17 protein-coding genes are annotated in these 20,592 nt (G+C 40.6%); all 17 read left to right on the top strand.

The features are described 5' to 3' along the window. Positions 1–32: 32 nt before the first annotated feature. A complete protein-coding gene (locus ACP2AF_RS13055; protein ID WP_120714144.1) occupies positions 33–488 on the top strand; it encodes a Fur family transcriptional regulator in 456 nt (151 codons plus the stop codon). Positions 489–500: 12 nt separating this feature from the next. After that, entirely contained in the window at positions 501–1,772 is a 1,272-nt protein-coding gene (locus tag ACP2AF_RS13050) for an adenylosuccinate synthase (RefSeq protein WP_425236589.1), read from the top strand. 29 nt (positions 1,773–1,801) lie between these two features. After that, a complete protein-coding gene (locus ACP2AF_RS13045; protein WP_425236588.1) occupies positions 1,802–2,473 on the top strand; it encodes a 3-keto-disaccharide hydrolase in 672 nt (223 codons plus the stop codon). Positions 2,474–2,500: 27 nt separating this feature from the next. Further along, positions 2,501–3,841 carry a Gfo/Idh/MocA family protein gene (locus ACP2AF_RS13040; RefSeq protein WP_425236587.1) on the top strand — a complete coding sequence of 447 codons (1,341 nt, stop codon included), beginning with the start codon at positions 2,501–2,503 and terminating at the stop codon, positions 3,839–3,841. Between the two features lie 190 nt (positions 3,842–4,031). Then, a complete protein-coding gene (locus tag ACP2AF_RS13035) occupies positions 4,032–5,726 on the top strand; it encodes an OstA-like protein (protein ID WP_425238032.1) in 1,695 nt (564 codons plus the stop codon). A gap of 55 nt (positions 5,727–5,781) precedes the next feature. Next, complete coding sequence (locus ACP2AF_RS13030; protein WP_425236586.1) at positions 5,782–6,963, top strand: aspartate aminotransferase family protein; 1,182 nt, start codon at positions 5,782–5,784, stop codon at positions 6,961–6,963. Between the two features lie 97 nt (positions 6,964–7,060). Beyond that, positions 7,061–8,461: a tetratricopeptide repeat protein gene (locus ACP2AF_RS13025; RefSeq protein ID WP_425236585.1), complete on the top strand. Its 1,401-nt coding sequence runs from the start codon at positions 7,061–7,063 to the stop codon at positions 8,459–8,461. Between the two features lie 28 nt (positions 8,462–8,489). Next, the gene (locus ACP2AF_RS13020) at positions 8,490–9,404 is read left to right on the top strand and encodes a DUF368 domain-containing protein (RefSeq protein WP_425236584.1); all 915 of its coding nucleotides are present in this window, start codon (positions 8,490–8,492) and stop codon (positions 9,402–9,404) included. 13 nt (positions 9,405–9,417) lie between these two features. Then, on the top strand, positions 9,418–10,437 hold the full coding sequence (locus ACP2AF_RS13015) for a DUF368 domain-containing protein (RefSeq protein ID WP_425236583.1): 1,020 nt from the start codon (positions 9,418–9,420) through the stop codon (positions 10,435–10,437). Continuing rightward, entirely contained in the window at positions 10,409–11,161 is a 753-nt protein-coding gene (locus tag ACP2AF_RS13010; protein ID WP_425236582.1) for a shikimate dehydrogenase family protein, read from the top strand. The genes ACP2AF_RS13015 and ACP2AF_RS13010 overlap by 29 nt, the downstream gene beginning before the upstream one ends. Before the next feature lie 247 nt (positions 11,162–11,408). Next, positions 11,409–13,664, top strand: a complete 2,256-nt coding sequence (locus tag ACP2AF_RS13005) for a DUF349 domain-containing protein (RefSeq protein WP_425236581.1) — start codon at positions 11,409–11,411, stop codon at positions 13,662–13,664. A gap of 164 nt (positions 13,665–13,828) precedes the next feature. Then, positions 13,829–14,887 (top strand): alpha/beta fold hydrolase, encoded by a 1,059-nt coding sequence (locus ACP2AF_RS13000; protein ID WP_425236580.1) that lies wholly within the window; start codon positions 13,829–13,831, stop codon positions 14,885–14,887. A gap of 435 nt (positions 14,888–15,322) precedes the next feature. Continuing rightward, positions 15,323–17,272: a hypothetical protein gene (locus ACP2AF_RS12995; RefSeq protein ID WP_425236579.1), complete on the top strand. Its 1,950-nt coding sequence runs from the start codon at positions 15,323–15,325 to the stop codon at positions 17,270–17,272. Between the two features lie 266 nt (positions 17,273–17,538). Beyond that, on the top strand, positions 17,539–18,477 hold the full coding sequence (locus ACP2AF_RS12990; protein ID WP_425236578.1) for an NAD-dependent epimerase/dehydratase family protein: 939 nt from the start codon (positions 17,539–17,541) through the stop codon (positions 18,475–18,477). Positions 18,478–18,561: 84 nt separating this feature from the next. After that, positions 18,562–18,930 (top strand): DUF1801 domain-containing protein, encoded by a 369-nt coding sequence (locus ACP2AF_RS12985; RefSeq protein ID WP_425236577.1) that lies wholly within the window; start codon positions 18,562–18,564, stop codon positions 18,928–18,930. Between the two features lie 12 nt (positions 18,931–18,942). Continuing rightward, positions 18,943–19,329: a VOC family protein gene (locus tag ACP2AF_RS12980; protein ID WP_425236576.1), complete on the top strand. Its 387-nt coding sequence runs from the start codon at positions 18,943–18,945 to the stop codon at positions 19,327–19,329. A 155-nt stretch (positions 19,330–19,484) separates the two neighbouring features. Next, the gene (gene rsgA / locus ACP2AF_RS12975) at positions 19,485–20,552 is read left to right on the top strand and encodes a ribosome small subunit-dependent GTPase A (RefSeq protein ID WP_425236575.1); all 1,068 of its coding nucleotides are present in this window, start codon (positions 19,485–19,487) and stop codon (positions 20,550–20,552) included. Positions 20,553–20,592 lie beyond the last annotated feature (40 nt).

Genomic DNA, 20,592 nt, shown 5'->3' with positions numbered 1-20,592 from the left:
CCTTTGTGGTTTAGCATTGTTGGAAAAATAGAATGAGTGCCAATAAGAACCAAGAAATAGTAAAAAGCGTTTTTACCACTTTTCTAGAGGAAAATGGACATCGGAAGACACCGGAAAGATATGCCATACTTCAAGAAATTTATGATAGCGATGATCATTTTGATATAGAATCCCTCTACATCAACATGAAGAACAAAAAGTATAGGGTAAGCCGGGCCACTTTGTACAATACCATTGAACTTCTATTAGAATGCAAATTGGTGCGGAAACATCAATTTGGAAAAAATCAGGCCCAATATGAAAAATCCTATTTTGATCGACAACATGATCATGTTATCCTAACGGACACAGGTGAGGTTATGGAATTCTGCGATCCCAGGATCCAATCTATTAAAAAAACCATTGAAGAGGTTTTCGATATCAAGATAAATACGCATTCACTTTACTTTTACGGCACAAAAAACCAAGAAGAAAAGTCAAATAACTAACCAAAAGTATACATGGCGGTAGATTTATTGTTAGGCCTGCAGTGGGGTGACGAAGGAAAAGGAAAAATTGTAGACGTACTGACCAAAAATTATGATATCATAGCCCGCTTTCAAGGAGGGCCAAACGCCGGGCATACACTGGAATTTGATGGGATAAAACATGTACTTCACACCATTCCATCAGGAATTTTTCATAAAAACGCCATTAATATCGTTGGCAATGGTGTTGTCATAGACCCCATAATCTTCAAAAAGGAATTGGACGCACTTAGGAAATTTAAGATAGATTTCCATTCAAAACTTTTGATTTCCCGAAAAGCGCACCTCATTTTGCCCACCCATAGACTTTTGGACGCCGCTTCCGAAGCCGCCAAGGGAAAGGCCAAAATCGGTTCTACATTAAAAGGAATTGGCCCTACCTATATGGATAAAACCGGGCGTAACGGTATGCGTATTGGAGATTTGGAACTGGATGGCTGGAAAGAAAAATACAGAGCCTTGGCCGATAAGCACGAAGCCATGATCGATTTCTACAACGTAGACATCCAGTATGACCTGAAAGAACTCGAAACCGAATTCCTGGATGCCGTTGAAACATTAAAACAACTACAGTTTATAGATAGCGAGGAGTATCTCTTCCAGGCACAAAACCAAGGAAAAAAAATATTGGCCGAGGGCGCCCAGGGATCCTTATTGGATATTGATTTTGGAACCTACCCCTATGTCACCTCTTCCAATACTACTGCGGCTGGTGCCTGTACGGGATTGGGTGTTTCCCCAAATAAGATAGGCGACGTAAAGGGCATTTTTAAAGCGTATACCACAAGGGTAGGAAGTGGTCCCTTCCCTACTGAACTGTTTGATGGGGACGGTGAGACCATGGGACGCGTAGGCAATGAGTTTGGTGCTACAACGGGAAGACCGAGAAGATGTGGCTGGCTAGATCTTGTAGCCCTTAAATATGCAGTCCGTATAAATGGTGTAACCGAATTGATGATGATGAAGGCCGATGTACTAAGCGGTTTTGAGAAGATAAAAGTCTGTACGGCCTACAACTACAAGGGCAAGGAAATTGAACATTTACCCTATAATATTGAAAGCGAAAACGTAACACCGATCTATTTTGAAATGGAAGGCTGGGAAAAGGATTTGACCCAAATGGAAAAGGCCGAGCAACTTCCCAAAACCTTGCATACGTATATTTACTTTTTGGAGGAAGAGTTGCAAGTACCCATAAAAATTGTTTCAGTAGGGCCGGATAGGACGCAAACCATACATCGCTAGATAAATATAAATAGGCTTAATCCCATTTTATGAAAAAAATCAATATTTCCGGAATTGCCTTGGTAATCTGCATTTTTGTTTTTCTTCCCGGTAATGGCCAAAGACCAATGGATGCCGGATTTACTAAACTTTTTAATGGTAAAAACCTAGATGGCTGGGTCGGGAACAAAGAATCCTATAGGGCCCAGGACGGTATGATCATAGTAGATCCAAACGGGGGAGGCAGTGGCGGAAACCTATTTACCGCAGACGAGTATAGTGATTTTAACTTTCGGTTTGAATTTCAATTGACCCCGGGAGCAAATAACGGATTGGGTATCCATGCGCCATTGGAAGGGGATGCGGCCTATGTGGGCAAGGAACTGCAAATATTGGATAATACGGCAGAAAAATATGCGGAACTCCAGCCTTATCAATATCATGGATCGGTATATGGTATTATACCAGCAAAAAAAGGTTTTTTAAAGCCCGTGGGCGAGTGGAACGAACAGGAGGTGATCGTCCGGGGTTCTTCTATAAAAATCAATTTGAACGGAACCACTATTGTCGATTCCGATTTTCTTGAAGCCAGCAAAAATGGCACAATGGACAAAAAAGAGCATCCAGGGTTGGAACGGAACAAAGGACACATTGGTTTTTTAGGACATGGTGATGTTGTCCGTTTCCGGAATATTCGTATCAAAGATCTAACCAAAAAATAAAGGAAGAGAACCAAACTTTAAGGCATTATGGGCAATAAAACAAATAGAAGGGAATTTGTAAAGAAGAGCGGCTTAGGGATTTTGGGTGTGGCATTGGCTCCCTCCCTTCTTGGAAAAATTGGCAGCAATGGACGTTTACGAACCGCGCACATTGGGGTTGGTGGTATGGGTATGGAAGACCTCAAGGCCATATCTTCCCATAAACTGGTGGATGTTACCGCTTTATGTGATGTGGATTCTACACGATTGGCCGCTGCCCTTAAACTGCACCCCAATGCAAAGACGTACGCTGACTATAGGCTTATGCTCCGGGAAATGGCAAATGATATTGATGCCGTAATCGTTTCCACTCCGGACCATACACATGCGCCCGCCTCTATGTTGGCTATGGGTATGGACAAGCCTGTTTATTGCCAAAAACCTTTAACGCACCATGTGTCCGAGGCCAGGGCCATGAAAAAGTTGGCCGCAGAAAAGAATCTGGTGACCCAAATGGGCATTCAGGTGCATTCTTTTTATGATTACAAATTGGCAACTTTGTTAATTCAGTCCGGAATCATTGGAAAAGTGCATACTGTACGAGCATGGTCTCCTAAAAACTGGGGATATGATGGATCTGCACCCCAAGGTGAAGACCCAATTCCGGAAACTTTGAATTGGAATCTATGGTTGGGAACCTCAGCGGAAAGATCCTTTAAGAAAGACTTTTACCATCCTGTCAATTGGAGAAAACTAATGGATTATGGGTGTGGTACCTTAGGGGATATGGGCGTACATATTTTTGATACCCCGTACAATGCCTTGGAATTGGATGTACCCAAAACCATAAAAAATGAATGTAGGGAACCCAACGGGTTTGCCTACCCCCAGAATAATGTGGTCACCTACAAATTTCCAGGAACAAAATATACGGACAAGACGCTAAAATGGGTTTGGTATGATGGCCCCGGAGCGCCTGAAAAACATAAAGACCTAGAATTGCCCAATGGTGAGCAACTACACGATCAAGGGGCAATGTTTATGGGAGAAAAAGGAAGATTGTATCTTCCCCATTTTCAGAAGCTTCCCCAATTAATAGTCGATGGCCAGTACAAAGAAATGGACATTGAATCCTTTAATCTAGGTGCTCCCGTAAGGGACTACGAATCCGAAGGCAAAAAACACTACCACCAGTTCGTGGATGCCTGTTTGGGAACAGGAGCATGTAGTGCCCCATTTTCGTACGCCTCCCGATTGACTGAAACCATACTTCTTGGGGTAATCGCTGGACGTTTTCCAAACAAAACCTTGCATTGGGATGCTAAGACGGCCAAATTTTCCAAAGACAAAGCCAATAAATATTTGAAATCGGCTTATAGGGATTTTTAAGTATTACCTTTTAGATAATATACTGTAGGTCCAACTCTAATCGTAGGACCTATGCTTGATTGCTTAAACCGAATCATATTAAATCTATCCTAATCCCTAGGTCTCCTCATTGAAAAAGTCCTATTTTTGGGGCAAAATCTGACGATTGAAAGAACACTTTTTTTTCGGCCTATTCTGTATTTGGACTGCAATTGGCTTATCACAAACTGCGGTAAAGGAGCAACAAGGCGATTCAGTTGAAAGTAAGCAAATCAACATCATTTATGGAGCTAACTTCACCAAGGATGAAGAACAGTTTCCTGGTGCTTTTATTTTTAGTAAGGACAATAGGCAAGTCCAGTTTGAACATGAAGGTGCCGACCTATGGTGTGATATTGCCATCCACTATCAAAAAGAAAACAGATTAAAAGCCATAGGCAACATCCGTTTACAACAGGGGGATTCGGTATTATTGACCAGCGGAAAAATAGACTATGATGGTGAGAACAAATTGGCCAAGGCATGGGACAACGTCGTTCTGGAAAATAAACAGGAAAATCAGCAAACCACCCTACGTACGGACACCCTATACTTTGATAGGGAAAAACAGGAATCCTATTATGATAGTTTTGGTACCGTGGTGGATTCGGCCAACACCTTGACCAGTGAAATAGGTCGCTATTTTATGGAACTAAAAAAATACCAGTTCCTGGATAGCGTTCATATTAAGAACCCCCAATACATAATGGATTCTGAACGGCTGGATTATTACGAAACCACAAAAAATGCCTATATGTACGGACCCTCTACCATCACGGGCGAAGAATACAAAATCTATTGCGAAAGGGGGTTCTATGATACAAAGATCGAGAGCGGCTACGGAATTAAGAACACTAGGATAGATTATAACAATCGTATCATTGAAGGAGATAGCGTGTTCTTTGACAAAGCCACGGAATTTGCTTCCGCCACCAACAACATCAAAGTAACGGACACTGTAAACAATGGTATCATTAGGGCGCATTATGCAGAGGTATTCAAGGCCAAGGATTCGGTTTTTGCTACCAAGCGGGCGGTGTATATTTCTTTATTGGAACAAGATTCCCTATATGTTCATGGTGATACCTTAATGGTTACAGGTAAACCCGAAAATCGTATTTCAAGGGCATTTCGAAATGCAAGATTCTATAAGACCGATATGAGCGGAAAATGTGATTCTATTCATACCGAGGAAAGAACGGGACTTACCCAGCTTATTCGTGATCCCATAATCTGGAATGGTGAAAACCAGATGACCGGGGACAGCATCCATCTCATATCGGATTTGGAAACCGAAAAATTGGATTCCCTAAAAGTAATCAACAATGCCTTTATCATTTCCTTGGACAGCATTAGTATGGAAGGTTACAATCAGGCCAAGGGAAAGGATCTATTCGGACAGTTTGAGGACAATGAACTCAAAATCATCGATTTAGTTAAAAATACTGAGGTAATCTACTATATGTACAATGATGATGATGAACTCTTGGGAATCGACAAGACCATATGCAGCGCCATACGGATGACCATGGTCAACAACGATGTGGAAGATCTTACTTTTTTTGTGAACCCGGATGGGGATATTTTTCCAGAAAAAGATCTGCCCAAGGAAAGTAGAAAGCTAAAAGGATTTATTTGGCGCGGTGATGAACGTATCATGACCAAGGACGATATCTTTGACGAGGATGATAACAATATTCAACTGGTAACTATTCAAGGCGTTAACAACCCGATCGATATTGATGCGGAGGAAGAAAACCGTACCAATAATGCCGGAGATCCAGTAAATGAGATTCCGCCCAGCCAAAATGATCAGGCCCCAGAACCCAATCCCCGGCCAAAAGTCCAAAAAGTAAAGGTAAATTAACGCATCATACGAGACCTGGAAGGTTTTGAAAACCGGACGGGTTCTATGGCGAAGCATGAAAGAAGATTTTCTAAAATATCAAGCGCAGACCACCCCAAACCCTTTAGGTTTAGAGGTATCATATGCCAAGGGAAGCTATATTTATGATTCCCAGGGCAACGCCCATTTGGATTTCGTGGCAGGGGTATCCGCCTGTGGACTAGGGCATTGTCATCCCAAAGTAGTTCATGCCATACAGAAACAGGTAGAAAAATATATGCATGTTATGGTCTATGGAGAATATATCCAGAAACCGGCAGTGACCTATACCAAATTACTCGCTTCGTTACTTCCAGCTCCATTAGAATCCACCTATATGGTAAATTCCGGAACTGAAGCCATGGAAGGAGCCTTAAAGCTAGCAAGACGTTTTACAGGGAGATCTCAAATTGTAGCGGCTCATGGAGCCTATCATGGAAATACCATGGGGAGTTTAAGTATTATGGGCTATGAGGATAGAAAAAGTGCCTTTAGACCCTTGTTGAGCGATATTCGTTTTATACATTTCAACTCCTTGACCGATATACAGAAAATTACCGAAAAGACCGCTGCGGTGGTTTTGGAGACCATACAGGGTGGAGCAGGGTTCATTGTTCCCAAAGATGATTATCTGCAAAAAGTAAGGGAGCGTTGTAATCAAACAGGTAGCTTATTTATATTGGACGAGATACAGCCTGGGTTTGGAAGAACAGGCAAATTGTTCGCTTTTGAGCATTATAATTGTAGCCCTGATATTTTAGTAATGGGCAAGGCCATGGCCTCCGGATTACCCGTTGGCGGCTTTACGGCGTCAAGGGAAATGATGGCTACATTACAGAACAATCCGAAATTAGGGCATATCACCACCTTTGGTGGAAATGCTGTAATTGCCTCGGCCTGTTTGGCAACACTCCGGGAAATTACCGACAGTACGTTTATGCTAGATACTTTGGTAAAAGAAAAATTGCTCAGGAAACTCTTAAAACATCATCTTATACAAGAGATTAGAGGAAAAGGATTATTATTGGCCCTTATTATGGAAACTGGGGAATTGGCCAATTATGTTGTGCTGGAATGTGCCAAACGAGGGTTGATTCTTTTTTGGCTTTTGTTCGAGCCTAAAGCAGTCAGAATCTCGCCTCCCCTAACCATAACCGAGCAAGAAATACAAAAAGGATGTGCCGTTATTCTCGAAGTTTTGACAGCATACGAGCAATAATTTGTTAACTAATTTGTTAATAATATAGCCCAAATGAAGAATGAAAAGTATCTTCAAAAGATTACTTTTAATTCCATAGTTTAACCAAAACGTTCCTATGGCGTTAGATTCTAACGAAAGACCGGGCCAATCCGTGGCCAAGTTCGAGTCCATGCTCAAAACGGATGATATCTACTTCTTTGACGCGGAAGATTTTGAGGAAATCATACACCACTATCTCAACCACGGCAAAATAGCCTTGGCCAAAAAGGCCATAAAAATAGGCCTGCGGCAGCACCCGGGAAGCATTGAATTGAAACTACTGGAAGTAGAGGTTCTTGTATTTGAAAATCATTTGGAATTGGCGGAACAGCTTTTGGATGAACTTCAGCTCTTGGATGCCCACAACGAGGAAATCTATATCCAAAGGGCCAATATCCATTCCAAAAAAGACAACCACGAAGCAGCTGTATTATTGCTTCAGAAAGCTTTGGAGTTGGCCGAAAACAGCTTCGATATCCATTCGCTCCTTGGCATGGAGTATCTTTTTATGGACGATTTTAAATTGGCACAGAAAAGCTTTATGAAATGCGTCAATTTTGATGAGCAAGACTATTCCTCCCTGTACAACGTCATCTATTGTTTTGAGTTTTTGGAAGATTACGATGGTGCTATATACTATCTTAATGATTATCTAGAACGCAATCCCTATTGCGAAGTGGCTTGGCATCAGCTGGGAAAACAGTATTTTACCAAGGAAATGTACCCTGAAGCATTATCGGCATTCGATTTTGCCATAATTTCGGACGATTCGTTCATAGGCGCCTATTTTGAAAAGGGCAAGGTATTGGAAAAATTGGGCAAGTATAAAGAGGCCATTGAAAATTACGAGATTACCGTAAAAATTGAAGATCCAACCTCCCATGCTTATTTGCGTATAGGCAAATGTCATGAAAAACTGGGTAATGACGAAATGGCAAAATATTATTATTACCAGACTGTCCATGAAGACCCGTTATTGGATAAAGGTTGGTTGGCCATAACAGATTTCTATAGAAAACAACACAATTACAAAAAGGCTTTATACTACATTAACAAAGCCTTGAATATTGATGGGGAAAACCCACACTATTGGAAAAAATGTGCCCTAATCAATGCCTGTCTTAAAAACTATGAACAAGCGGATTTCGCCTTTAAGCAAACCGTAGAGCTGGGTAATTATGAGCTGGAGACTTGGTTGCAATGGGCGGATGTATTGCTGAAAAACGATGACATCCCGGCCGGAATTCAAATTTTGGCACAAGGCAAAGAGTTTTATCCGGAGAGCGCAGAAATCCAATACAAGATGGTGGGGTTGTACTTGTCTGCCCAGGACACTGTAAATGCCCGTATATGTCTAATGGACGCATTAAATACGGATTTTGAAAAATTACACCTGTTCGAAAAGGAGTTTGCACAATTCCAGCATTTGGAATGGATACATGCCATAATCTCCAACTGTAAAAAGGCTTCGAGATAAAAAAGCTATTTTTGCCTTTTTTATCCCTATGGAAAATAGAAACCTCCTCCAACATCTAATCATCGCGTTAAAGGGAATGGCCATGGGTGTGGCCGAACTTGTTCCTGGAGTTTCAGGAGGAACCATAGCCTTTGTTGCCGGCATTTACGAAGAACTTATCGCTTCCATTAACAATGTACATCCTAGCCTGATCGGTGTTTGGCGAAAAGAAGGTTTCAAGGCTTTTTGGCAAAAATTGAACGGTAACTTTTTAATTGCGCTGTTTGTGGGAATGTTGATAAGCATTTTTTCATTCTCCAAATTGATTACTTGGCTATTGGAAAACAAACCTATTCCCTTATGGTCCTTCTTCTTTGGACTGGTATTGGCCAGCGTTGTGTTTGTGGCAAAAGCTATAAAAAAATGGGGGCCGGTTACCATTTTATTATTGGTATTTGGCGCTATTGTAGCCTATTTTGTAACTACTCTTCCGCCTTCGCAAAACTCGGATAGCCTTCCCTATTTATTTTTTTCCGGAGCATTGGCGGTTTGTGCCATGATCTTGCCTGGTATTTCGGGTTCTTTTATTTTGGTACTTTTAGGCTCCTATAAAACCGTTTTGGATGCAGTGGACGATAAGAACTTCAAGATTCTTATAACCGTTACCTTGGGCGTAATCTTCGGACTTTTGAGCTTTGCCAGGCTTTTAAAATGGATGTTCGACCATTACAGGAGCATTACCTTGGCTATTTTAACAGGTTTTATCCTAGGCTCCTTAAACAAAATATGGCCATGGAAAAAAGTTCTGGAAACAAAACAGATAGGTAGTAAGACCATAACCCTTGATGAAAATATTTCTCCATTTCTGTTTGAGGGGGACAATCAAATTATCCCTGCCATAATAGCCGCCATCGTTGGTTTTTCACTTATTTTTATCTTAGAAAAAACAGCCTCGAAAAAATAAAGCCGTCTTCCTTATGTACAACCCTAGAACACTTATGGATAAGGTATTTCTGGTGCTAAAGGGGCTTTTTATGGGCGCTGCAAACAAAGTACCCGGTGTTTCTGGGGGAATTGTAGCCTTCGTAGGGGGGTTCTATGAAGAGTTCATCTATTCACTTCAAAAAATAAACGGAAAGGCTTTTAAACTCCTGTTCAATGGTAGATTTAAAAGTTTTTATCAATATGTAAACGGGCAGTTTTTATCCCTCCTCATATTTGGAATGTTGGTGAGCTACTTTAGCGTTTCCAAATTGCTGGATTATTTTTTGGAACGTAAGGAGTTGTTTGTTTGGGCTGCTTTTTTTGGAATGATCTTGGGATCGATCTACTATATTTCCAAAGATTTCGGACACTGGAACAAAAGAACCATCCCTGCCGGTGTATTGGGGCTCCTGGTAGGCATTTCTATTAGTTTTTTAAACCCTGCCAGGGAAAACGACAACTTAATTTTCATTTTTCTCTGCGGAATGATCAGTGTTTCCGGAATGACCTTGCCCGGACTATCTGGTTCGTTTATACTCATATTATTAGGGAATTATGTGCTGTTGCTCGTGGATTCTGTAAATGCCCTATATGATACCTTTGCCGAAGTGTTAAAGGGCGACTTTAGTTTCATGAAAAACGAAGAGCGACTAAATACGCTTACCATTTTGGCCGTTTTTACTACAGGCTCTGCGGCGGGCTTAGTAACCCTCTCACATATTCTTAGTTATGTACTTAAACACTACAAGCATATAACCACCGCGGTCATTATCGGTTTTATCACAGGTTCCCTTGGAGTAGTATGGCCTTGGAAGAGAACCATCTTTAAGACGGATGCCATGGGAGAAATGTTTTTAGATTCAAACGGAAAGGCGATTATTGTGAACTATGAGCGGTATTTTCCGGATTTTAAAAATTCGGAAACTTGGTGGGCCCTTTTTTTTGTGATCATCGGAATTTTTGTTTTATTGGCACTGGAATGGTATGGGGAATATAGAAAACAAGAAAAATAGATTTGGTTTGGTGGGAAAAAATATTTCCTACTCATTCTCCAAGGGATATTTTACCCAAAAGTTCACCGATATGGGACTGAGCGAGCATTCCTACGAAAATTTTGACCTTCAACATATTAATGAGTTTCGTGAACTTGTCCGCAATACCAAAGGACTAAAAGGTTTGAACGTAACCATTCCCTATAAGGAAGAGGTGCTCCCCTTTTTAACTGGATTGGATGATATAGCGGGTCAGATTGGTGCAGTCAATACCATTAAACTGAGGGGTGAAGAATTGATTGGGTACAATACGGATGCATACGGATTCCAAAAATCCTTGGAGCCCTTTTTGGCAAAACACCATACCAACGCCTTAATATTGGGTACAGGGGGAGCTTCCAAAGCGGTTGCCTTTGTATTAAGGGAATTGGGAATAACCTACCGCTTTGTATCCCGAAACCCTGCTCACGACCAAATCAGGTATACAGATGTAAATGGAGAAACTCTACGACAATATCAAATTATCATAAACTGCACCCCATTGGGTACTTTTCCTAATGTAGCACAAAAACCAGCACTACCCTACCCCTTTTTCAATAAAGAACATTTGTTGTACGACCTTATCTACAATCCGTCCAAGACCGCTTTTTTGTTGGAAGGGGAATCACGTGGTGCTACCATATGCAACGGTCTTCGTATGTTGGAATTACAGGCGGAAAAGGCCTGGGAAATTTGGAATAGTTAGTCTTAATGGCGTTCTTCTATTCCTACCCATTTAGCCAATTTGTTTTCTTGAGGTTATATGTTGGTTCATAATAAAGATTTTGGAGAAAACAGATGTAATGGAAAAACTATATAACCGACATGGTGTCCAAGGTTAAGCCGATTTCCGGGTTCGTCACGCTAAAGAAACCCTCTATAATTTTTGCGGTTATACAGGTTGTTAGTATCTTAACCTTAGCAACTGTTTGCAGAACCCAAAACTAATGACCATGTTGGAAGGGAAAGACCAGGAACTACAGGAAAATGTAGAGGAAGATTTCTCAGAAACTACCGGAACACCATCCGATCCGGAGAAAAGCACTGAGACCAAATCCGAAGAAGAAGCGAATGCGAAAATCGTAAAGTCGGAGACACCCGAATCCGAGAAGTCCGGTGAAGATATTCCTGAAGAAATTGAGGAGTCCAATACCGATGAAACAACCGAAGCAAAATCCAAGGAAGATACAAATTCGGAAACCATAGCATCCGAACCGTCCGAAGCAAAGAAACCTAAGGCAGAAGATATTCCTAAAGAAATTGAGGAGTCTAATGCCAATGAAATCAATGAGGCCGAATCCAAGGAAGATACAAATTCGGAAGCTATGGCATCTGAAACGTTCGAGGCAAAGAAATCCAAGAAAGAAGATGTCCTGGAAGAGATTGAAGAGTCCAATGCGGAGGATGCAGAGGACAAGGACAATCATCATCGTCATCATATTCCCCTATTGGACTATCATTCCATGTCCATGGAAAACTTGGTAGGCGAACTACAAAGATTGGTTCGTAATGAGAAGGTACAGGCCATAAAAAAACATGTTGATGGCATTAAATATGAGTTTGATCTAAAATTTCAAGAATTTCTAGAGCACAAAAAAGAAGAGTTTATCGCCAATGGCGGAAACGAAATAGATTTTAGATATAATTCGGTAACCAAAAGGCAGTTCAATGAGGTCTATGCGGATTACCGTGAGAAAAGAAATCTTTATTACAAGAACCTTGAAAAGAATTTAAAGGATAACTTGGCAACACGCTTGGCCATAATAGAGGAACTTAAGGGCCTCATGAATGTGGAGGAGGACATGAACACCACGTATAAGACCTTTAAGACTATCCAGGAACAGTGGCGCAATGCAGGAGCTATTCCCCGTACCCATTATAACGATGTCTGGCGCACCTATCACCACCATTTGGAAATCTTTTATGATTTTCTGCACCTGAATCGGGAATTACGGGACCTCGACTTCAAGCATAATCTAGAGGAAAAGCAAAAAATTGCAGAACGTGCCGAGGCCCTGGCACAGGAAAAAGATTTGGGCAAGGCATTCCAAGAGCTACAAACACTCCACAAAATATGGAAGGAAGATATTGGTCCTGTAGCAAGGGAGCGCCGTGAAGAAATCTGGGAACGATTCAGCAATGCCACCAAAGTACTACACCAAAGAAGACAGGAGCACTACAAGGAGCTGGACAAACAATACGAAAAGAACCTGGAGAAGAAACACGAGATTATCGCCTCCATATTGACCATAAGCTCCGATGTGGCCAATAACCATAAAGGCCTACAGCAGCAGATACGGCAAATAGAGGGTTTGCGGGACGATTTTTTTAAGGCGGGCAAAGTACCACAACAGGTAAATGAGGAAACCTGGGCCTCCTTTAAGGATGCCGTACGGCAATTTAATAGAAACAAAAATGCCTTCTATAAGAATCTTAAAAAAGACCAGCACGAAAATCTTGAAAAAAAACGAAAACTACTGGAATTGGCTCTATCCTTAAAGGACAGCGAGGATTGGAATACCACCACTCAGGAAATGAAGCGTATACAGAGCGAATGGAAAAAAATTGGGCATGTACCCCGAAAGTATTCCGATAAAATCTGGAAAGACTTCAAAAATGCCTGTAACCATTATTTTGATCGCCTTCACGCTTTAAAAAACAAGGCTCACAAGGACGAAGTTGAAAATTTGTCCAAAAAAGAAGACTGTATCGAACGCTTAAGAACTTTTGAACTTACCGGGAATAGAGAAGAAAATCTTAGTACGTTAAAGTCCTTTATCAATGAATGGAAATCCTATGGTCGGGTACCCTTCAATAAAAAGAACATAAACCAACGATTTAATAAGATATTGGACGCTATTCTAAGGAAAATGGACGTGAGTCGCCAAGAAGCGGAGCTTCTGAAATATGGCAACAAGATACAGCAATTGGCCCATAGGGACAATGGACGCGCCATTTCCAATGAACGTTCCTTTATCCGTAAAAAAATTGACGATAGCAAAAACGAGATACGCCAACTGGAAAATAACCTTTTGTTCTTTTCCAATGCATCGGGAGATAGTCCGGTTGTTCAAGAAGTCATTAAAAAAGTGGAGCATCAGAAAGAGGCCTTGGCCACTTGGAAAGCTAAGCTAAAAAAACTGAACATCATGGAAAATAACCTGAACCGAGGTGTTGATGAACCGGGCAATTCTACAGAAGAGGAATAGCGCTATTTATTGGGTTTTACTAAATTTAATAAAATCAAGTTTATTAATTTCTTCAGCTCCTGTCAGTATTTTTTTTGACCCTTAAATAACCCCATGTATTATACCGTTTGTAACAATTCAGGTAAGTAACCGTCCTATACTTAAATTATACCCTATTTTGTCAAATGAAAAATGAGGCCTATATCATTCTGTTTTTATTACTATCCACAACCGTTTCAATTGCCCAAAACACACCCATAAACGAATCAAAGTTTATATCGATCGGTGGAATAGAACAGTGGATTACCATTCAGGGAAAAGACCGATCTAAACCTGTGGTCCTTTTTATCCATGGCGGGCCTGGCAGCACCATGAGCCAGTATGATGACACTATGTATGGGGAATGGAAAAATGATTTTGTCTTGGTCAATTGGGATCAGAGGGGTGCGGGAAGGACATATGGACGAAATGTACCACCAACAGTTGATGAGGCGTATTTTATAGAAAATCCATTGACCGTAAAACAAATGACCAAAGATGGCATTGAACTTGTCCAATACTTGATCCAATATTTAAATCAGGAGAAAATTATACTTGTGGGCACATCATGGGGTTCTGTTCTTGGTACCGAAATGGCCTTAAGTAATCCAGAGCATTTTTATGCGTATGTGGGACATGCCCAATTCGTTAACTTCTCCAAAAATATAGGCCATGCATACCAAGCGACGTACAAAATGGTGAAAAATTCAAATGACCTGGAATCAATAGAAAAACTAGAATCCCTGGGAAAACCTCCATATACCAGCGCAAAAGACTATGGCCAACTGTTACGAATTGTTAAAAAATATGAACGGAAGAATTCTACCCCTCCTCCAGCCACGTGGTTTAAGCTAGCATCTGAATATGACAATGAAAAAGATGGTGCGCATAGATATGATGGAGATGATTATTCATTTGTTCATTTTGTTGGGCATGGTATACTGGGAATAGAATCTATGGTGTCTGATATTGATTTCAATAAGAGTGGAACAGAGTTTAAAATACCGGTATACCTTATTCAAGGCGAAAATGATATATTAACTGCAATGGAAGTCAATAAACCTTATTTTGACAAAATAGTTGCTCCGGATAAGGCTTACTTTGTAATACCTGATGCGGGACATGGGCATAATCAAGCCGTTGTGGAAAAGCAATACCAGGTTGTTAAAATGAGTATAACCGGTAAACTAAATGACCAAAACTGAATACATTTCCATATCAGTTCCCATTATGTAAATTACAATTAGGGACATAACCGATAGCAACGACTTTACCACCATGATAGAAGAAAGCAATTCTAAAATGTCCGCTATCAAATCTACGGTTTAGTCCAAATAACGGGTATCCTCTTTCAAGTTACCCCTTTGAGATTGAGAAGGGTAGGCGATTACTTTTGGTTAGTGGAATCCTAAGGTTGCATTGATGAATCCGCTCAAAGGGTTTCAAGGTTGTAGTGTAGGTCCTGTAATACTATGAAAAGAGAGATGTAAAATGGTTTGAATGATTGAATAATATCATCTTGAGCATCTCTCCCTATTAAGTTATACTACTGAAAACAAAGGATTTGTATACTCCTAATTCTGTATACATCAACACTAAAAATGCCTAATCAGCGTTCTACCTACATAAAAAACCTTCCTATGACCCTTTCTAAATCATTTTTGATATTCTTTATGTTGTGTCCGCTGATGCACTTTGCACAAGTGGAAATTAAATGGAACAAACAACTACCTACCACTATTTTATGGCAAGAAGTTACTGCATTGGGCAACTTAATCGTAAGCTCACGAGAGGGTCTCATCGGTGTGGATACAGAAACTGGTGATATCTCTTGGAGCAGTCGTGCCCATGGCAATCTCAACAGGAATTCCTACGAAGAGTTGCCCAACAGTCCTTTTTTTACAGTTACCGTTGACAACATTTTCTATCTGATAGACCAGTTCACCGGAAATGAGGTCTTTAATTCTGCAAGTGTAGGGTTGCAGGAAATTGCAAACTATTTTTTGTTATATAATTCAGATGCTATTCTTGTCGCCGGAACCGACCGAAATGGAGAACCATTGATGGTTTCCGTTAAAATGTCGGATGGTAGCCTATCTTGGTCCATGAATGAAAAATTTGGGCGTATTATCGCGGCGAACCAACTTGGAAACAAAGAACTTCTTATCGTAACATTATTCCATAATTATAAACTCAATGCTGGCACGGGAGACATTATATGGAAAGAAGTAAATTCCAAAGAGGCCACCCAGATAGATAAAATGGGAGCATTTGGAGCTTTGTTAAAAACCGCTGCCGAAAACATGGCTAAAGATACTGATATAGAACTTCGTTTCTATAAGCCCGAGGACAGAGATGTTTTCTATTTAGCATCACAGCAAGAGCGGCAATCCGCAATGACCACCTCTTCAGGGAACAATTCCGTGAGTTATACAAACCACTACAATGCTTACAATATCAAGGACGGAAGCCTGGTTTGGGAAGAAGGTTTAAAGACAAACGGAGCCCTGGGACAAGTTGCTTTCTTGGATCAAGGCCTACTTGTACTACCTGATAATGGTAATCGCACTAAAATTAACCTATTCGACTACCAAACTCAAGAAGGGCTTTGGGGAAAGAAAGGACGTGGTATTGGCATTAAAGGAGGAGTTTATGATTACTTGGATTCCGGAGACGGCATATTGTTAGTGTCTCGGACCAGCAATAACGATTTTCTAAATTTTCTTGATCCGATTGCGGGTAACATAACATTTGAGAAGCCTGTAAAGGTAGACGGAACCGTGGTCGGAATTGTGCCACTTACCAATTCCATTCTATATATTACCACAAATTCGATGAATATCCTGGATCAACACACGGGCACACTCAAATGGAAAAAAAGTATACAGACCAGCCCTAGCCTAACCGACGAGCACAATGGTGCCATTTATGTATTTGACTACAAATCGGGCTTGATAAAGGTCGTAGATAAATCTACTGAACAAATCCGAGATCTGTCACAAACTGAACTCAAATTTGAGGGCAAGGAATCCCCAAGGCAACTTGAAATAATGGAAGATGGTATTTTTATTCATTCCGATCAGAATGTGGCCAAATTCAATTTTGATGGAACCCTCAGCTTTCAGGAATATTATGCCGCACCTAGGGAACCTGGATGGAAACGTGCCCTGTTATACGCGGAGTCCGTCAGAGCAGCATATATCGGTGCTGTTTCTTACTATGTTTCAGGTGCTATGGCTGCAGCGGAAGATGAGGTACGTAGGGAAGACGCATTGGCCGGAGAAATCGTCAGCCAAATGGGCAATGCCTACGGACAATTGGGCGATGCGGCTTCCAGTTATGCCGGAGCGGCTTTTAGTAGGGCCAGCGCTAGGCTTAAGGCCACCAAAACAGGACGGGATTTTATGTTTATCATGTCTAAAAGAGAAAAAAATATTGTCCTTTTGAAAGTAAGCAAAATGACTGGCAAAATTGATGGCGAAATAAATCTGGGCAAGGATCGAGAGCCTATTTATGCCGTAGATGACATAACAGGTCAGGTGTATTACCGCTCGGGAAGTACCGCATTGACCTCCTACCAAGTTCGCTAAAGACCCAACTCACTGTCAACAAACGACCTAAGCATTTTGAACATTCTCACCTTTGAAAAAATTGCGATAAGCCATAATTGAAAAGTTATGGCTTATTGTTCTATTGGTATAATTTTGCTATATTTCCATAATATTGGCCGTGCCTCCACTTCCCCTCTTATATCACCCATACGATAATTGAGATAGCATAGCTGATATTTTTACGAACAAGGTCATACTTAAATTAAATTAGGATAGACCTTTAACCATTACCAAACCATTTCATTATGAAAATAGCAGGTATTATTGGAGGTTCCGGTTTTATAGGAAGCTACAACGTAAAGAAATTCTTGGAAGAAGGCTATAAAGTAAAAGTATCTACCACGGATCTTTCCAAAAAAGACAAGTATAATCACTTAAACCAATTGCCTAACTCTGAAAATTTAGTGATTTTTGAGTTGGATGTAAAAAACAAACCACAGCTTGAAAACTTTTTAGAAGGTTGCTCTATCGTAGTACATGGTGGAACTCCATTTCAACTTGACGTAAAAGACCCAAAAACCGAATTATTTGATCCGACCATCAAGGGTACTGAAAACTTTTTGGAGCTGGTTCAAAAAACATCTGGACTTGAAAAAGTTGTTTTTATAGCCTCGGTTGCCGCATGCAATACCAGTTTTCCTCTCCTCCCTCCCCACAAAAGTGAAGGCGACCAAATTTCTGAGGAAGATCCTCCGTTTATGAGTGAAGAAGGTCATCCTTATGCCCAGGCAAAATTTATCGCCAACCAAACTGTGGAAAAATTCATAATGGACCATCCGAATTTAGATTTTGAAATTACAACCGTTTCACCAGTAGGAGTTATGGGTAAGGCTCTTTCAAAAAGAGAGGATTCAACGTCCATGGGATTGCAATTTTTGTTTAAGAACAAAATAGCGCCAAACCCTTTTATTCAAATGTTTTTTGATAACGACATTTACTTTGCGATTGTGGATGTGGAAGATGTTGCCGTTTGCGTATATAAGGCGGCAACAACAAATGGTATTCACGGCAAAAACTATTTAATTTCAAGTGAAAGCTACAAAGTATCCGACATTAACCTAATGCTAAACAATAAGGAACCAGAGGGCAAACCGATTATAGTTTATAGAAACGACCTTGCCAGAAAGGAATTGGGAATCAATTTCAATCCGGCCAAGGTACCTTTAAATCGATTTTCAGAATAAAAAGGCCCAAAGAAACCATCCAAGGATTTCACTTAATTCAAAGTGTCGATTTATTCACTACGTTCTCCCTATACATGAATAAAAGTGACTGACGAAAAGGATAATTTCTACCTAACCCAACCCGAACCCAACAAGAGCTGTTTGTTGGTCATGCGAGATATTGTCCTTCACATGGATGGCCAAATTACCGAGACCCGGAAATATGGAATGCCCTGTTTTTGTTATAAAGGAAAGGCTTTCTGTTATCTATGGGTGGATAAAAAAAGTAATGAACCTTATTTTCTTATGGTTGAGGGAAAACACCTGCATCATCCTGAACTGGAAACGGGGAATCGATCACGGATGAAAATTTTTAGGGTAAATCCCAAAAAAGATTTACCTATCCGCGCTATCGACTTGATTATGAATCAAGCGTTGGATCTATACAGAAATGGCACTGTTAAACTAAAATGATAGTATAGATACATGAAAATAGAACACCTGGCCCTATGGGTCAAAGATTTGGAATTGATGAGGGACTTTTACGTTACTTATTTCAAAATGAAGTCCAATTCGAAGTATGTAAATGATAAAAAAGGATTCTCATCGTACTTTCTATCTTTCAAGGGTGGGGCAAGGATCGAATTAATGCACCGCCCTGATATTTTACAACATCCCGGGGGCAAAGGAATGATGAACGGACTGGCGCACTTCGCAATTTCGGTCGGAGACAAGGACAAAGTCGATCAGCTTACCGAAGTTTTAAGAAATGCTGGATTTGAGATAATCGGGGAACCGAGGACCACAGGTGATGGCTATTATGAAAGTGTTGTTTCCGACCCGGAAGGAAACCATATAGAACTTACCGAATAAGATAGCGCAGAAAATCCATTTCCATCAAACGTTTTGGTGTGGTTCCTTACTTCAAAAGCCTTAACTTTGAACCCGCTTTATTTCGTTCATTATAACCCCATCGAATCTCTTGTAGAAAAGCATAAATGGGATTGTTTTGCTTAATATAAAATACCATGACACTTCAAGATCTAGGTTACCATAACGTTTTGGAACAATTTAAAATCGACCAAAATTTAGATTCGTTTGAAGTAGGGAGGGTTATCTCCCAACATAAGGAACGTTATATTGTAAAAACCCCGACAAAGGAATTCGATGCCGAACTTTTAGGTAATTTAAGGTTTACTGCGGAAAGTAGATATGATCTCCCTGCTGTTGGGGATTGGGTCGCCTTTTCCGAATATGATGACAACAAGGCCCTAATTCGGACGGTATATCCGCGAACTTCCATTTTGGAAAGACAAGCCGTGGGGAAAAAGGGACAGGTACAAATAATCGCAACGAATATCGATTTTGGATTGATCGTACAAGCGATTGACCGGGATTTTAACGTAAATCGATTGGAACGCTATTTAACCATCTGTAATGCGTCAAAAGTCGAACCAATTATTGTTTTGAGTAAAATTGATCTATTGCCCGAGTTCCATTTGGAAAATATCACGCAGCAAATAAAACGACGGATAAAGGGCGTTCCCATAGTCACGGTAAGCAGCCAAATGGATAAAGGCTATGATACCTTGAACCCAATCATCCAAAAAGGAAAAACGTATTGCCTTCTTGGCTCCTCGGGAGTGGGTAAATCAACATTGTTAAATCATATTTCGGGAAAATCGTTGATGAAAACCGGTCATATAAGTACCAGTGTAAACAAAGGAAGGCATGTTACGAGCCACCGGGAATTGGTGGTGATGGAAAACGGTGGTATCCTAATCGATAACCCTGGAATGAGAGAGGTGGGAATTTCCGATTTGTCCGGTGGATTGGAAATTACCTTTGAAACCATTTTTGAATACACCCAGAATTGTAAATTTAAGGATTGTACGCATACCCATGAAAAAGGGTGTGCCGTGTTGGACGCGGTTGAAAATGGAGACATAGACTATAATTCCTATGCCAATTTTCAAAAAATTGAACGGGAGAAACTACATTTTGAATCAAGTGTACTGGAAAAGAAAAAGAAGGACAAAAGCTTTGGAAAGCTAGTTAAACAGGTAAAGAAGCAAAGAAAGCAGAATAAATACTAATGGGTTTTTTGGAATAGTGTACACTCTCCGGAAAGAGTTT

Origin of the sequence: Ulvibacterium sp., from assembly GCF_965248315.1 — a bacterium.
Lineage (GTDB): Bacteria > Bacteroidota > Bacteroidia > Flavobacteriales > Flavobacteriaceae > Ulvibacterium.
Note: the sequence above shows the minus strand (reverse complement) of the source record. Positions and strands in the feature narration are given on the sequence as shown.

What these genes read in the sequence shown, in the direction of transcription:
- ACP2AF_RS13055 (WP_120714144.1), top strand. Translation starts at nt 33, where the DNA reads ATGAGTGCCAATAAGAACCAAGAAATAGTAAAAAGCGTTTTTACCACT.
- ACP2AF_RS13050 (WP_425236589.1), top strand. Translation starts at nt 501, where the DNA reads ATGGCGGTAGATTTATTGTTAGGCCTGCAGTGGGGTGACGAAGGAAAA.
- ACP2AF_RS13045 (WP_425236588.1), top strand. Translation starts at nt 1,802, where the DNA reads ATGAAAAAAATCAATATTTCCGGAATTGCCTTGGTAATCTGCATTTTT.
- ACP2AF_RS13040 (WP_425236587.1), top strand. Translation starts at nt 2,501, where the DNA reads ATGGGCAATAAAACAAATAGAAGGGAATTTGTAAAGAAGAGCGGCTTA.
- ACP2AF_RS13030 (WP_425236586.1), top strand. Translation starts at nt 5,782, where the DNA reads ATGAAAGAAGATTTTCTAAAATATCAAGCGCAGACCACCCCAAACCCT.
- ACP2AF_RS13025 (WP_425236585.1), top strand. Translation starts at nt 7,061, where the DNA reads ATGGCGTTAGATTCTAACGAAAGACCGGGCCAATCCGTGGCCAAGTTC.
- ACP2AF_RS13020 (WP_425236584.1), top strand. Translation starts at nt 8,490, where the DNA reads ATGGAAAATAGAAACCTCCTCCAACATCTAATCATCGCGTTAAAGGGA.
- ACP2AF_RS13015 (WP_425236583.1), top strand. Translation starts at nt 9,418, where the DNA reads ATGTACAACCCTAGAACACTTATGGATAAGGTATTTCTGGTGCTAAAG.
- ACP2AF_RS13010 (WP_425236582.1), top strand. Translation starts at nt 10,409, where the DNA reads ATGGGGAATATAGAAAACAAGAAAAATAGATTTGGTTTGGTGGGAAAA.
- ACP2AF_RS13005 (WP_425236581.1), top strand. Translation starts at nt 11,409, where the DNA reads ATGTTGGAAGGGAAAGACCAGGAACTACAGGAAAATGTAGAGGAAGAT.
- ACP2AF_RS13000 (WP_425236580.1), top strand. Translation starts at nt 13,829, where the DNA reads ATGAAAAATGAGGCCTATATCATTCTGTTTTTATTACTATCCACAACC.
- ACP2AF_RS12995 (WP_425236579.1), top strand. Translation starts at nt 15,323, where the DNA reads ATGACCCTTTCTAAATCATTTTTGATATTCTTTATGTTGTGTCCGCTG.
- ACP2AF_RS12990 (WP_425236578.1), top strand. Translation starts at nt 17,539, where the DNA reads ATGAAAATAGCAGGTATTATTGGAGGTTCCGGTTTTATAGGAAGCTAC.
- ACP2AF_RS12980 (WP_425236576.1), top strand. Translation starts at nt 18,943, where the DNA reads ATGAAAATAGAACACCTGGCCCTATGGGTCAAAGATTTGGAATTGATG.
- rsgA (WP_425236575.1), top strand. Translation starts at nt 19,485, where the DNA reads ATGACACTTCAAGATCTAGGTTACCATAACGTTTTGGAACAATTTAAA.